Raw genomic sequence first — 14,702 nt, 5'->3', positions numbered from 1 at the left:
CGTGTCCCCCTGTGGCAGGGGCGCACGCCGGACGCACGGCAGCGGCCTATTCTTCCACGGCCCGGGGTCTGCGCCAAAATCGGCCACCGGGCTCCGGGGCCCAGCCCAGGATCGAGAGGATCTCGCGGTCCTTCTTGTCGAGGGCGGCCGGGTCGCAGCGCTCGATCAGATCGGGCCGGTGGAGCGCGGTCCGGCGGAACGCCTCGTCGCGGCGCCAGCGGGCGATCTTCCCGTGGTGCCCGCTGACGAGCACATCGGGGATGGTCCGCCCGCGCCAGGACGGCGGCTTGGTGTAGACGGGGCCCTCCAGCAGATCGGCCATGGCCCCGGGGGCGAAGGAGTCGTCCCGGTGGGACTCGGCGTTGCCGAGGACACCGGGCAGCAGCCGGGCCACCGCCTCCGTGATCACCAGCACCGCGGCCTCGCCGCCGGCCAGTACGTAGTCCCCGATGGAGACCTCGTACACCGGCATCCGGGTGGCGTACTCGTCCATGACGCGGCGGTCGATGCCCTCGTAGCGGGCGGGGGCGAAGAGCAGCCAGGGCCGCTCCGCCAGCTCCACGGCCAGCTCCTGGGTGAAGGGCCGGCCACTGGGGGTGGGCACGACCAGGACCGGGCCGCCGGCGCCGGCCTCGTACCCGTCCGCGAGGGCGTCGTCCAGGGCCTCGCCCCAGGGGCCGGTCTTCATCACCATGCCCGGGCCCCCGCCGTAGGGGGTGTCGTCCACGGTGTTGTGCCGGTCGTGGGTCCAGTCGCGCAGATCGTGCACCCGGACGTCGAGCCGGCCGCTCGCGCGGGCCTTGCCGACGAGCGAGACGTTCAGCGGTTCCAGGTACTCGGGGAAGATCGTGACGACATCCAGCCGCATCAGAGGCCGCCCTCGGCGTCCCGGCCCGGTGCCGCGTCCGAGGACGCCCCGGGGGCGGCACCGGGGTCCCCGGCGTCGCGCGCGGAGGCGATCTCGGCCCGGTCGTCGATGAGACCGGGCGGCGGGTCGATCACGGCCCGCTGCTCGTCCAGATCGATGCCGGTGACGATCTCCTCCACGAAGGGGATCAGCACCTCGCTGCCGTCCGGCCGCTCCACGATGAACAGATCCTGCGAGGGCAGATGGCTGATCTCGGTGATCCGGCCGACCTCGGTCCCGTCCGCGGTGACCACATCGAGGTCGATGAGCTGGTGGTCGTAGAACTCCTCGGGGTCCTCGGGGACCTCGTCGGGGTCCACATCGGCGATCAGCAGGGTGTTGCGCAGCGCCTCGGCGGCATTGCGGTCCCGTACGCCCGCGAAGCGCAGCAGCAGCCTGCCGCTGTGCACCCGGCCGGTCTCGATCGTCAGGGGGCCCGTGCCGGCCGGTTCGGTGGCCAGCACGGCCCCGGGCGCGAGCCGCTGCTCCGGCTCGTCGGTGCGGACCTCGACGGTGACCTCGCCCTTGATGCCATGGGCACGGCCGATCCGGGCGACTACCAACTGCACTTCGCACTCTCTCCTGTCATACGGCTCGGACGGCTCCTGTCACGACGGTCCGCCGGGACGACTACGGGCCGGGGACGGCCGGATGGCCCTCCCCGGCCCGAGCCGGTGTTCAACTGTTCAGCGGACCTGATCCACATCGACGAGGTCGACACGGATACCACGGCCGCCGATGGCGCCCACGACGGTGCGCAGAGCGCGGGCGGTACGGCCATTGCGGCCGATCACCTTGCCGAGGTCATCGGGGTGGACCCGAACCTCCAGCACGCGTCCGCGACGCAGGTTGCGCGAGGCGACCTGCACATCGTCCGGGTTGTCGACGATGCCCTTCACGAGGTGCTCGAGAGCCTCCTCGAGCATGCTCAGGCCTCGGTCGACTCGGTGGACGCAGCAGCCTCAGCCGCGTCGTCCGCCTTCTTGTCGGCCTTCTTCGCCTTCGGGGTGATGGCCTCACCCTTCGGCTCGCCGCCCTCGAGGGCCTTGGCGAACTCGTCGAACGCGGCGCGCTTGTCGGCCTTGGGCTCGGCCACGAGCAGCGGCGCCGGGGCCGGGAGGCCCTTGTGCTTCTGCCAGTCGCCGGTGAGCTTCAGGATCGCGAGAACCGGCTCGGTCGGCTGGGCGCCGACGGACAGCCAGTACTGCGCCCGCTCCGAGTCGACCTCGATGCGGGAGGGGTTCTGCACCGGGTGGTACAGGCCGATCTCCTCGATGGCCCGGCCGTCACGGCGGGTACGGGAGTCGGCGACGACGATGCGGTAGTGAGGCGAACGGATCTTGCCCAGACGCTTCAGCTTGATCTTGACTGCCACGGAAGTGGTGTCTCCTGGTCTTGACGTGGTTGGGCACAACGGGATGCCACGTGGGGTTGCGGTACTCGGGGTGCCCGATGGACGCGTCAGCCGGAGGAGAGAGGGGTCCTATGCGGCCGTCGAGTACAGCTGTCCATTGTGCCACACGCCGATGACGTGCTCTCCCCCGGTCCTGCGCCGCCCCCGTCAGGCGGCCGGCCCGGGGGTCAGCTCGCCGCGGCGACCGGCTCGGGGATACGGAACGGCTTGCCGCAGCCACCGCACACGATGGGGGCCTGGGCGAGGACCGATGGGACGACCCGCACATTGCGGCCGCAGTCGCAGACGGCCTTGACCCGCACACCGCCGCCCGAGGAGCCGTGCCGGGCGGCAGGTCCGCGGAAGGAGCGCTTGGTGTCGGAGGCCGTGGCGACCGTGTGCGCCTTGAGGGCGCGCTGGAGCCGCTCGATCGTGGGGCGGTAGCGGCGCTTGGCCTCGGGGCTGAGCACGACCAGCGAGAAGCCGCTGCTGGGGTGCGGCTCCTCGGCGTGGTCGAGACCCATCTCCTCGGCGATCGCCAGGAATCTGCGGTTGTGGTAACGGCCGGCGCGTGAGGTGTCGCGGACACCTCGCGCGGCGGCGATGCCGTGGACTGCTTCGTGGAGCAGTCGCTCGAAGGAGAGCTCGGCGCCGCAGGCGGACGACGACTCTCCGATCAGGGACTCGGGGGCGGCTAGATCTGGCAGCTCGGGGTGGTGCCGCTGAATATCGGCCCACGCCTGTGCCAGCTCTGCGGCGAGAACAGGTGGTGTCGTGCTCACGTCGTGATAACGAGCCGAACCGGCCCCGGGTTCCATTCCGGGGCATCCCAAATAATTTGCACGTACCCGTCAGTTGGCATTGATGCGCAACGAGGAGGGCGGGTACGAGGATCTGCGGAGAAGTCTCACAGCTCACACCAAGGTGGTACGTAACACCGCGCGCGTCCCCGTGGGGACACGGCTCCCCCGCACCCCCGTGCGCACCCGGCGCACGCCCCTGGCGCACCGCCCCCGGCAGCCGGCCCGGGAGGCTCCGTGCGATCCTCGCGACCCTACCCGGAGCCGGGGCGCCGGCGCCCCGGGCGCGGCGGGCTCAGGACAGCCGCCGGGCCGTCCGGGGACACCCCTCGGCGGGCCCGGGGGCACCTCTCAGCGGGGCCGGGGGCGCCCCTCGGCGGGCCCGGGGGGCTCCACTCAGCGGGTCCCTCGGAGACTCCGGGGCACCCCTCAGCGGGTGTCGTCCTTGGAGAGCCGGGTGATCCCCGCCGCGCGGTAGGCCGCCTCCTCCTCCAGGGTTTCGTGCTCCAGCAGCGCCCGGGCCAGCGCGTCGAGCCGGTCGCGGTTCTCCCGGAGCCGGCGGCAGGCGCTCTCGTAGCACTCGTCCACGATCCGGCGCATCTCGTGGTCCACCGCGTCCAGGGTGGCGGGCGCCGCGGAGAGCCCGTACGGCACCTGGGCGTCCCCGGGGATCGCGGTCAGCCGCCCGACCCGCTCGCTCATCCCCCAGCGGCCCGCCATCCCCCGGGCCAGCGCGGTCACCTGCTCCAGATCGCTCTCCGCGCCCGTGGTGACCATGCCGAAGACCACGTGCTCGGCCGCCATCCCGCCGAGGGCGCCGATGATCCGGCCGCGCAGGTACTCCTCGGTGTGGGCGTACTTGTCGGCGTCGGGGGTGGAGAGGGTGACCCCGAGCGCCCGGCCGCGCGGCACGATGGTGACCTTGCGGACCGGGTCCGCGCCCGGCTGGAGCATCCCGAGGAGGGCGTGGCCGCTCTCGTGGTAGGCGGTGCGGCGGCGGTCCTCCTCCGCCAGGACGAGGGGGCGTTCCGCGCCGAGCTGGACCTTCTCCAGCGCGGTCGAGAGATCCGCCTGGGTGACCTCCGACTGCCCGCGCTTGACGGCGACCAGGGCGGCCTCGTTGGCGAGGTTGGCCAGATCGGCGCCGGTCATCCCGGGGGTGGCACGGGCCACCGGGGCCAGCTCCACCCCGGGCCCGAGCGGGATCTCCCGGGTGTGGATGCGCAGGATCGCCTCCCGCCCCGCCCGGTCGGGCGGGGATACCTGGACGACGCGGTCGAAGCGGCCGGGCCGGGTCAGCGCGGGGTCGAGCACATCGGCGCGGTTGGTCGCCGCCAGCACGATCACCCCTTCCGAGCCGGTGAAACCATCCATTTCGGTGAGAATCTGATTGAGGGTCTGCTCGCGCTCGTCATGGCCGCCGAGCCCGCCCCCTCCGCCGCGCGCCCGGCCGATGGTGTCGATCTCGTCGATGAAGACGATGGCGGGGGCGACCTTGCGCGCCTCGGCGAACAGCTCCCGCACCCGGCCCGCTCCGACGCCGACGATCATCTCGATGAACTCGGACGCCGAGGCCGAGAAGAAGGGCACCCCGGCCTCTCCGGCCACCGCACGGGCCAGCAGGGTCTTGCCGGTGCCCGGCGGCCCGGCGAGGAGCACCCCGCCCGGCATCCGGGCGCCCATCCTCCGGTAGGGCTCCGGGTTCCTCAGGAAGTCCACGACATCGTTGAGCTCGCCCTCCACCTCGTCGATCCCGGCGACGTCCGCGAAGGTGGTGCGCCCGCCCTCGGTCACCTCGACGGGCTTCGGCGGCGGCTTGCGGCTCAGCGCGCCGCCGCCGAGACCCGCGCCCATCCGGCGGGCGATGAACACCCACAGCAGGACCAGCAGCAGCATCGGCGCGAGGGCGATCAGCAGATTGACGAGAAAGCTGCGCTGCTGGACGACCGGCTCGGCCGTGACGGTGACCTGCTTCTCGGTCAGTTCGCTCCAGAGCCTGTCATCGGCGAAGGCGGGCCGCTGGGTGGTGAACTTGGTGTAGTCGCCCTTCTTGTCGCCGGGGACGGGGGCCTTCTTCTTGAGCTGCCCCTGGATGGCGTCACCCTTGGAGTAGATCTTGGAGACATTGCCGGCGTCGACCTGCTTGCTGAACTCGGTGTACGAGATGGTGGGCTCGTCGCCCTCGCCGAAGAGCGAGAGCACCAGGTTGGCGATCAGATAGACCACCAGCGCCGTGAGGATCAGCCCGCCCCAGCCGCCGGGCATCCGCTTCCGCGGCGGCTCGGGCGGTGGCGCGCCCTCGGAGCGCCAGGGCTTGTCCGGGGTGCGGCGCGGCGGCGCGGCATTGCTCATATCCGGACGTTAAGCCAGAAAAACGGTGTCGGCACCCGCGCGTGTGCGGGTGCCGGCACCGTCGTGCGTACCGGCCGCGCCCGCCCGGGAGACGGTCCGGACGGGGGTGCGGGGAGGGCTCAGCCCATGAACTTCTTGAACTCGTCCGGCAGCTCGAAGTCCTTGTCCTGGGCTCCGGCGGGCAGGCCGAAGGCGCCGCCGGCCGCGGCCTGCTCCCGGCGGACCGCCGCGGCCTGCTCCTCGGCCTTGCGCTTCATCGGGTTGCCGCTCTTGCGCTTGCCCTTGGCCTGCTTGACCTGCTTCTTCTGACGGCCGGGGCCACCCCCCATACCGGGAATCCCCGGCATCCCGGGCATTCCACCGCCCTGGGCCATCCGCGACATCATCTTGCGGGCCTCGAAGAACCGCTCGACCAGGCTCTTGACCGCGCTGACCTCGACGCCCGAGCCCTTGGCGATACGGGCCCGGCGCGAGCCGTTGATGATGGTCGGCTCATGCCGCTCGGCCGGGGTCATCGACTTGATGATCGCGGCGGTACGGTCCACATCGCGCTCGTCGATGCTGTTGATCTGGTCCTTCATCTGGGCCATGCCGGGCAGCATGCCGAGCAGCTTGGAGATGGAGCCCATCTTCCTGACCTGCTCCATCTGCGCCAGGAAGTCGTCGAGCGTGAAGTCCTTGCCCTTGCTGCTCGCCAGCTTGGAGGCCATTTTGGCGGCCTCTTCCTGGCTGAAGGTCTGCTCGGCCTTCTCGATCAGCGAGAGCACATCGCCCATGCCGAGGATGCGGGACGCCATGCGGTCCGGGTGGAACGCGTCGAAGTCGTCCAGCTTCTCGCCGTTGGAGGCGAACATGATCTGGCGGCCGGTGACATGCGCGATGGAGAGCGCGGCACCGCCGCGGGCGTCGCCGTCGAGCTTGGAGAGGACCACACCGTCGAAGCCGACGCCGTCGCGGAAGGCCTCGGCGGTGTTGACCGCGTCCTGGCCGATCATGGCGTCGACGACGAAGAGGATCTCGTCCGGGCTGACCGCGTCGCGGATGTCCGCGGCCTGCCGCATCAGCTCCTGGTCGATGCCGAGACGGCCGGCGGTGTCGACCACGACCACGTCGTGGACCTTGGTTTTGGCGTACTCGATGGAGTCCTTGGCGACCTGCACCGGGTCACCGACGCCGTTGCCGGGCTGGGGCGCGTAGACCGCGACTCCGGCGCGCTCGGCGACGACGGAGAGCTGGTTGACGGCGTTGGGGCGCTGGAGGTCACAGGCGACGAGCAGCGGGGAGTGGCCCTGGCTCTTGAGCCAGCGGCCGAGCTTGCCGGCGAGGGTGGTCTTACCGGCGCCCTGGAGACCGGCGAGCATGATCACGGTCGGCGGCTGCTTGGCGAACCGGAGCCTGCGGGTCTCACCGCCGAGGATGCCGACGAGCTCCTCGTTGACGATCTTGATGACCTGCTGCGAGGGGTTGAGGGCCCTGGAGACCTCGGCGCCCCGGGCCCGCTCCTTGACGTTCGCGATGAAGGCCCGGACGACGGGGAGGGCGACATCGGCCTCCAGCAGGGCGATACGGATTTCCCGGGCCGCGCCGTCGATGTCCGCCTCGCTGAGGCGCCCCTTGCCCCGCAAGGTCTTGAAGGTATTCGCCAAGCGGTCGGAGAGAGTATCGAACACGGCGCTCGTCGGTCCTCAGAGTCGGGGGCAGGGAATCGTCCTCCAGGGTATCCGGCCGCGCGGAGTGCGTGACCTCGCCGTCGCGGATCGGCGCGGATCGGTCACGGACGCGGGCGCCGACCGGGCCGCCCGGCACCGCTTCCCGGCACCGTTTCCCCTCACCCGAGCGCCGCCTCCAGCGCGCGGGCGAGCCCAGCGGCCTCGGGCGCGGGCAGCGGGAGCCCGTCGGGGGAGGTCACGTAGAAGGCGTCCACCGCGTTGGCGCCGAGCGTGGAGACATGGGCGCTGCGCACCCGTACCCCCGCTCCGTCCAGGGCGTGGCCGATGCGGTGCAGCAGTCCGGGGGCGTCCTGGGCGCGGACCTCGATCACGGTGGCGTGGCGGGAGGCGCCGGCGGGGGCGACGGTGACCCGGGGCGGCGGGGCCGGGGCGCACCGGCGGCGCGGGGCGGCGGCGTCCCGCTCGGCCAGCCGGGCGGGGATGTCCAGGGAGCCGTCCAGCGCGCGGACGAGGTCGGCGCGGAGCCTGGCCTCCTGCGGCAGCGCGCCGTAGGCGGCGGCGACCCGCCAGTTCAGTACGAGGACGGTCCCCGCGCCCGCCCCGCCGGCCGGCTCGGCGGCGCCCGGCTCCACCGGCAGCTCCACCGCGCGCAGCTCGGCGGCGCGGACGGTGAGCCGGTGCAGGGCGAGGACTCCGGCGACGGCGGGCAGGATGCCCGCCGTCTCGGGCAGCGCGATCAGCAGTTCGACGCCGACCGGGTCGGGGCCGCTCTCCCCGGGGCCGTCCGCGGGCCCGTCGGCTCGGGCGCGCAGCGTGAGGACCGGGCCGGCGGTCCGCAGCGCCTCGACCGCGAGCCGCTCCTGTTCGGCGCTGGGGGCGGCGGGCCCCGGCGCCTCGGCGGCCCGCCCGGCCAGCACGGCGGCGACCCGGGCGGTCAGCTCGGCGACGAGGGAGCCGCGCCAGGCGGACCAGGCGGCCGGTCCGGTGGCGAGGGCGTCCGCCTCGGTGAGGGCGTGCAGCAGCTCCAGGGTGGACCGGTCGCCGACGGCGGCGGCGACCGCCTCCAGGGTCGCCGGGTCGTCCAGATCGCGCCGGGTCGCCGTCTCGGCGAGCAGCAGATGGTGGCGTACGAGCGTGGCGACGACGGCGACATCGGCGGGCTCGAAACCGAACCGGGCGGCCAGGTCCCGGGCGATGGTCTCGCCGGTGACGCTGTGGTCGCCGGGCCAGCCCTTGCCGATGTCGTGGAGGACCGCGGCGACGAGCAGCAGATCGGGGCGGCCGACCCGGCGGGTGAGCGCGGCGGCGCGGACGGCGGTCTCGACGAGATGGCGGTCGACGGTCCAGGTGTGGACGGCGTTGCGCTGGGGGCGGCAGCGCACCCGCTCCCAGTCGGGGACGAGCCGGGTGATCAGCCCCTCGGCCTCCAGCGCCTCCCAGACGGCGATGGTGGGCTCGCCGGCGCCGAGCAGGGTCACGAACTCCTCGCGGGCCTCGGCGGGCCACGGTGCGGGCAGCGCGGCGGCGGTGGCCGCGAGGTGCCGCACGGCGTGCGGGGAGAGCGGGAGGCCCGCCTGCGCCGCCGCGCCGGCGGCCCGCAGCACCAGCACGGGGTCGCGCTCGGGCCGGGCGGTGCGGGCGAGCACCGCCTCGCCGTCCTGCTCCACGACCCCCTCGGCGAGCGGGGTGCGCTCGGGTTCGGCCCGGCCGCGCCCGCCGAACACGGCGCGCAGCCGGGGACGGACGGAGCGGGCCCGCAGCACCCGGTGGACCTCGCGCCAGGTGATGTCGGTGGCGTACGAGATGGTCCGCGCGGCCTCGTACACCTGGCGCAGCAGGGCGTCGGCGTCGAGCAGGCCCAGTTCGGCGGCGACCTGGTCCTGTTCCTGGAGGGCGAGCCGGTCGGTGGCCCGGCCGGTGGTGAGGTGGAGGGCGTCGCGGGCGTCGAGCAGGGTGCGGCGGGCCGCGTCGAGACCCGCGCGGGGCGCGTCGGCGAGCCAGGAGGCGGCGACCGCGCGCAGCGCGGTGGCGTCGCGGAGGCCGCCGCGCGCCTCCTTGAGGTCGGGTTCCAGGAGAAAGCGCAGCTCGCCCTGGCGTTCGGCGCGCTCGCGGCAGAGGGCGCCGAGTTCGGGGAGCCGGGACGGGGCCTGGTTGCGCCAGTCGGCGAGTACGGCGGTGCGCAGCGCGGCGACCAGTCCGAGGTCCCCGGCGACCGGGCGGGCGTCGAGCAGTCCGAGCTGGGCCCGGAGGTCCTGGGCCGCGGTCCTGCGGGCCTCGGCGGGGGTGCGCACGGAGTGGTCGAGCGCGAGCCCGAGGTCCCAGACCGGGTACCAGAGGCGGTCGGCGAGCGCGGCGACATCGGCGGGGCGGGCGGAGCCGTCGTGGAGCAGCAGCAGATCGAGGTCGCTGCGGGGGGAGAGTTCGCCGCGCCCGTAGCCGCCGACGGCGACCAGGGCGGCGCCCCGGAGGGAGCCGGCCCGGCAGGCGGCGGTGAAGAGCGCGGCGAGCCATTGGTCGGTCAGGGCGGCGAGCGCGGCCCGGCGCGGCGGCCCGGCGTCTCCCTTCTCCTGGAGGAGGGAGAGCCGGGCCGCCGCGTAGCCGCTGGGCCCCGGGTCGTCCGCCTCGGTCATCGTCTGGGGCATCGACACCGGACCGGCCTTTCTTCGAGCGCTGTACGGGCTGTGCGCGGGGTGCGGGGCGGGCCGCCGCTACAGGGCGTCGGGGCCGCGCTCCCCGGTGCGGACCCGCACGGCGGTGTCCACGGGAACGGACCAGACCTTCCCGTCCCCGATCTTCCCGGTGCGGGCCGCCTTGACGATCACTTCGATCAGCTCGTCGGCGTCGTCCTCCTCGACCAGGACCTCGATACGGATCTTGGGCACGAGGTCGACGGTGTACTCGGCTCCCCGGTAGACCTCGGTGTGGCCGCGCTGGCGGCCGTATCCGCTGGCCTCGGTGACGGTGAGGCCCTGGACCCCGAAGGACTGGAGCGCCTCCTTGATCTCGTCGAGCCGGTGCGGCTTGACGACGGCGGTGATGAGCTTCATGCGTCCACCTTCTTGTTCTGGGCGGCTGCCGCCACCCGGATCTCACCGGGAGCGGGCAGGGCCTCGCGGCTGCCGGTGCCGCCGCCCGCGCCGCTGAAGTCGTAGGCGGTCTCGGCGTGTTCGTGCCGGTCGATGCCGGAGACCTCGATGTCCTCGTCCACCCGCATGCCCATCGTCCGGTCGAGCACGAGGGCGAGGAGGGCGGAGACCACCAGAGAGTAGGCGAGCACCGAGAAGACTCCGACGGCCTGCTTGCCGAGCTGTTCGAGACCGCCGCCGTAGAAGAGGCCCCTGGCGTCGGACTGGACGCCTCCGGTGGCGAAGAAGCCGACGAGGAGGGAGCCGGCGACACCGCCGACGAGGTGGACGCCGACGACGTCGAGGGAGTCGTCGTAGCCGAACCGGAACTTGAGCCCGACGGCCATGGCGCAGAGCACCCCGGCGATCGCGCCGATGGCGATGGCCCCGAGCGGGGAGCAGGAGCCGCCGGCCGGGGTGATGGCGACCAGGCCCGCGACCGCGCCGGAGGCGGCGCCGAGGGTGGTGCAGGCGCCGTGCCGGAGCTTCTCGTACACCAGCCAGGAGAGCATCGCGGCGGCGGTGGCGACCTGGGTGTTGACGAACATCACCGCGCCGACGCCGTCGTCGTTGCCGAGCCAGGAGCCGGCGTTGAAGCCGAACCAGCCGAACCAGAGCAGTGCGGCGCCGAGCATCACGAGAGGCAGGCTGTGCGGACGCATCGGGTCCTTCTTGAAGCCGACGCGCCTGCCGATGACCAGGATGACGCCGAGGGCGGCGGCGCCGGCGTTGATGTGGACGGCGGTGCCGCCGGCGAAGTCGATGACGCCCATCTCGAAGAGCCAGCCGCCGGAGCCCCAGACCCAGTGGGCGACGGGGAAGTAGACCGCGGTGGCCCACAGGGTGATGAAGAGGGCCCAGGCGGAGAACTTGACCCGGTCGGCGAGGGCGCCGCTGATCAGCGCGGGGGTGATGACCGCGAACATCAGCTGGAAGACGGCGAAGACATAGACGGGGATGGTGTAGCCGTCCCACAGCTCGGTGATGCCGATGCCGCTGAGGCCCACATAGTCGCCGGACCAGCCGATGAGGGAGCCGTGGTCGGTGCCGAAGGCGAGGCTGAAGCCGTAGAGCACCCAGAGGATGGTGACGATGCCGAGGCTGACGAAGCTCATCATCAGCATGTTGAGGGTGGACTTGACGCGGACCATGCCTCCGTAGAAGAAGGCGAGGCCGGGGGTCATCAGCATGACCAGCGCTGAGCAGATGAGCATGAAGCCGGTGTTGGCGGCAGACCAGGTCGGGGCGTCTGCGGCTAGCGTCGAGATGCCTGAGGGCATCGGCGTCTCCTCGTCGTCGGTGCGGCCTCGTGCGGGCGGAGCCTGAGCGGTTCGGGCGGGGGCCTGAGCGGATCGGGCGGCGGGCCGGTTATGGGCCCTGAGATTGACGCAGCACGGTTTCGGCCAACGCTGCCCGATGTTTCACCGCAGTGACGAAGAGCCGCCGTGTGTTACACGGCCATGAACGCGGGATGCGGGGGCGGGTCCGCGGGGGAAGACGGAAACCGGCCGCGACGCTCCCCGATGACCAGGCACGGGGGAGCCGAGTCGAACGGTTCGGGGTGGCGTCGCGGCCGGGGTCGGGGGGCGGGACCGCCGGGTCGGGCGGCGGCCCCGCCGGTCAAGGGATTTCCTTCGGATCGTGCGGGGCTCGCGAGCCCCGCGCGATCCGAAGGAGACGGCCTAGACGGCCTCCGCGGTCTCGGGGAGCTGGGCGGTGAGCAGATCGGTGAAGTGGGCCACATCGGCCACATCGCCGAAGTCCCGGGCCGCGGTGTCCACGGTCTTGCGCAGCCGGGTGTTGACCCGCTCGGAGCGGACCCGCTTGGCGACGCCGAGGGCCTGGGAGGCCAGCTGGGTGGCCTGCTCCGGCTCCCGTTGCAGCAGATGGACGGTGGCCATGCCGATCAGGTTGAGCGCGTACGACCGCTGGTGCACCGGGTCCTGCTCGAAGAGCCGCACGGCCCGGGCCATGACGGGCTCGGCGAGGGAGGAGTAGGTGGGGCTGCGGCCGGCCACATAGGCGAGGTCGCGGTAGGAGTGGGCGTTCTCGGCGTTCAGTTCGGCCTCGGAGAAGAAGCGGATCCAGTCGGGCTCGGGCTCGCCGTCGATCCCCGCGTCGGCGAAGGAGTCCTCGGCCATCCGGACGGCCCTTTTGCACTTGCTCGGCTGGCCCATGGTGGCGTAGGCGCGGGCCTCCATCGCATACAGCATCGCCTGGGTGCGGGCGGTGGCGCAGTCGCGGCTGCCGTACTGCGCGAGGTGGATCAGCTCCAGCGCGTCCTCCGGGCGGCCCAGATGGATCATCTGGCGGCTCATGGAGGAGAGGATGTACGAGCCGAGGGGCTTGTCACCGGCTTCCTTGGCGGCGTGCAGCGCGAGCACGAAGTACTTCTGGGCGGTGGGCTGGAGCCCCACGTCGTAGCTCATCCAGCCGGCCAGCTGAGCCAGTTCGGCGGCGCAGACGAAGAGCCGGCGGCGGGTGGCCTCCGGGTGCGGCTCCTGGAGCAGATCGGTGACCTCGTGGAGCTGGCCGACGACCGCCTTGCGCCGCAGCCCGCCGCCGCACTGCGCGTCCCACTCGCGGAACATCGAGGTGGTGGACTCCAGCAGCTCCAGCTCGGGCCGGGAGAGCCGGGAGGGCCGGGGCAGGGCGGCGGGTTCGGGCGCCGGGGCGCCGCCCGGGGCGGGCACCAGCCACCGCTGCATGGGCTCCACCAGGGCGGGTCCCGCGGCCAGCGCCAGTGAGGTGCCGAGGAAGCCGCGCCTGGCGAGCATCAGATCGCTGCGGGAGAACTCGCTCAGCAGGGTGACGGTCTGCGGCCCGGCCCAGGGGAGGTCGACCCCGGAGACCGAGGGCGACTGGTGTGCCGTGCGCAGCCCCAGGTCCTCGATGGCGACGACCGTGCCGAACCGTTCGGAGAACAGCTCGGAGAGGATGCGCGGGATCGGCTCGCGCGGCTGCTCGCCGTCGAGCCAGCGGCGCACCCGCGAGGTGTCGGTGCTGATGTGGTGGGCGCCCAGCTCGCGCGCCCGGCGGTTGACCTGGCGGGCCAGCTCGCCCTTGGACCAGCCGCTGCGCAGGAACCATGAGCCCAGCCGCTCGTTCGGGCGCTTGCCGGTACTCGCACGCGTACCGGCGCCGCTGCCGTCCACTGGAATGCCCCCATCCGTCACACCCTGAAGAACCGGGGCCGCTGTCCGCCCCTCGCCCTGACTGCCGCTCTGCAATGCCGCTCCGGAGTGCCGCTCTGAAATACCGGTCGAAAGATGGTGCTCGGAGGTGCTGCCCGGGGTGCCGCGAGTGGCGGGGCCGTCCGTCCGCACGACGTACGGTCCGCCGGGGGTCGCGCATCCCAGGGGGTTCGAGTGCTTCCGGCATACCCATGTGTGTGCGACCGACGCACCGGGTTCGTGCACTGAAAGTAATCCTACGATCACCCGCCCGCGATGGCGATCCCGGAAACGCCACCATTCGCCACCCCTTCGAATGAACTCCGCCACCGTCGGCCGCGATTCACTTGACGGACCACGATTCAGAAGACGGCGGAACGGTGCTTACACAGGCGTGCGGCAGCGTCCGCACTCCCCCTCGCGCCACCGTGCGCCGCCCGAGCTTCACCTGTTGCGACGCAGTGTTACGAGGAAACTTCGGGTCGTAACCACCGGCGAGCACGACCCGTTGGAGGGGGCATGGGCATGGGCTTTACGATCGGCAGCAGCCGGGGAATCAGGGACATCCGGTCCGGCTCACGGCGCCGTGGCCGCACGGCCGAGTGCACCGTGGTCGCCGAGTACACCGGGCTGTGGGGCTGGTCCGTGGTCCCGGGGGCGCGCGTGGTGGCCGGCGGCTGTTCCTGCGAGAGCGCCGGGTGCGCGGCTCCGGGGGCGCATCCGCTGCCGTACGCCGACGAGGTCCCCGCGGGCGCCACGCTGGACCGGGTGCTGGCGGCCTGGGCGCGGCAGCCGGAGGCGGCACTGCTGCTGCCGGTGGGCCGCACCTTCGACATCCTCGACGTGGCGGCGCCGGCCGGACGGCGGGCGCTGGTGCGGCTGGAGCGGATGGGGCTTCCCCTGGGCCCGGTGACCGCGACACCGGACGGCCGCTGCCAGTTCTTCGTCGCCCCCGGCGCGGCGGACGATCTGCCGGATCTGCTCTACCGGATGGGCTGGGACGACGCGGATCTGGATCTGCACTGCCTGGGGCCGGGCGACCACATCACCGCGCCGCCGTCGGACCACGCCGGTCTGGGCCCGGTGGACTGGCTCCGCCCGCCGTCCCTGGACACGGCGGTGGCGCCGCCGGAGGCCCGGCTGCTGCTGGGGACACTGGCGTACATCTGCCACCGCTCGGCCGCCTAGGTCGTCTCTTTCGGATCGTGCCGGGGCTCGCGAGCCCCGGCACCGCGCCTCGCCGATCCGCGCTCTGACTCCGGCCGCGCGGGCCCGCGCGAAG

The 14,702-nt window shown here is 72.9% G+C and carries 12 protein-coding genes; 1 reads left to right on the top strand and 11 read right to left on the bottom strand.

What is annotated here, in order from left to right:
- Window positions 1-46: 46 nt before the first annotated feature.
- From trmD to nsdA, 11 genes are all read right to left on the bottom strand, one after another.
- Entirely contained in the window at window positions 47-868 is an 822-nt protein-coding gene (gene trmD / locus ACWCRA_RS33370) for a tRNA (guanosine(37)-N1)-methyltransferase TrmD (protein WP_351546415.1), read from the bottom strand.
- Entirely contained in the window at window positions 868-1,476 is a 609-nt protein-coding gene (rimM, locus tag ACWCRA_RS33365) for a ribosome maturation factor RimM (RefSeq protein ID WP_351546418.1), read from the bottom strand. The genes trmD and rimM overlap by 1 nt, the downstream gene beginning before the upstream one ends.
- 117 nt (window positions 1,477-1,593) lie before the next feature.
- On the bottom strand, window positions 1,594-1,833 hold the full coding sequence (locus ACWCRA_RS33360; RefSeq protein ID WP_005311361.1) for an RNA-binding protein: 240 nt from the start codon (window positions 1,831-1,833) through the stop codon (window positions 1,594-1,596).
- Window positions 1,834-1,835: 2 nt separating this feature from the next.
- Entirely contained in the window at window positions 1,836-2,282 is a 447-nt protein-coding gene (rpsP, locus tag ACWCRA_RS33355) for a 30S ribosomal protein S16 (protein WP_351546421.1), read from the bottom strand.
- Window positions 2,283-2,488: 206 nt separating this feature from the next.
- Window positions 2,489-3,082, bottom strand: coding sequence for a hypothetical protein (locus tag ACWCRA_RS33350; RefSeq protein ID WP_351546424.1), 594 nt, complete (start codon window positions 3,080-3,082; stop codon window positions 2,489-2,491).
- Window positions 3,083-3,529: 447 nt separating this feature from the next.
- Window positions 3,530-5,452 carry an ATP-dependent zinc metalloprotease FtsH gene (ftsH, locus tag ACWCRA_RS33345; RefSeq protein ID WP_451069322.1) on the bottom strand — a complete coding sequence of 641 codons (1,923 nt, stop codon included), beginning with the start codon at window positions 5,450-5,452 and terminating at the stop codon, window positions 3,530-3,532.
- Window positions 5,453-5,571: 119 nt separating this feature from the next.
- Window positions 5,572-7,122: a signal recognition particle protein gene (ffh, locus tag ACWCRA_RS33340; protein WP_451069321.1), complete on the bottom strand. Its 1,551-nt coding sequence runs from the start codon at window positions 7,120-7,122 to the stop codon at window positions 5,572-5,574.
- 158 nt (window positions 7,123-7,280) lie between these two features.
- Window positions 7,281-9,764: a [protein-PII] uridylyltransferase gene (locus tag ACWCRA_RS33335; protein ID WP_451069331.1), complete on the bottom strand. Its 2,484-nt coding sequence runs from the start codon at window positions 9,762-9,764 to the stop codon at window positions 7,281-7,283.
- 66 nt (window positions 9,765-9,830) lie between these two features.
- Complete coding sequence (locus ACWCRA_RS33330) at window positions 9,831-10,169, bottom strand: P-II family nitrogen regulator (protein ID WP_351546433.1); 339 nt, start codon at window positions 10,167-10,169, stop codon at window positions 9,831-9,833.
- Window positions 10,166-11,527: an ammonium transporter gene (locus ACWCRA_RS33325; protein ID WP_451069320.1), complete on the bottom strand. Its 1,362-nt coding sequence runs from the start codon at window positions 11,525-11,527 to the stop codon at window positions 10,166-10,168. The genes ACWCRA_RS33330 and ACWCRA_RS33325 overlap by 4 nt, the downstream gene beginning before the upstream one ends.
- A gap of 402 nt (window positions 11,528-11,929) precedes the next feature.
- Entirely contained in the window at window positions 11,930-13,402 is a 1,473-nt protein-coding gene (gene nsdA, locus ACWCRA_RS33320; protein WP_351546439.1) for a transcriptional repressor NsdA, read from the bottom strand.
- A 543-nt stretch (window positions 13,403-13,945) separates the two neighbouring features.
- Here nsdA and ACWCRA_RS33315 point away from each other — a divergent pair.
- Window positions 13,946-14,608, top strand: coding sequence for a bifunctional DNA primase/polymerase (locus ACWCRA_RS33315; protein WP_351546544.1), 663 nt, complete (start codon window positions 13,946-13,948; stop codon window positions 14,606-14,608).
- Window positions 14,609-14,702 lie beyond the last annotated feature (94 nt).

Source organism: Streptomyces sp. NPDC001889, from assembly GCF_053594535.1.
Note: the sequence above shows the minus strand (reverse complement) of the source record. Positions and strands in the feature narration are given on the sequence as shown.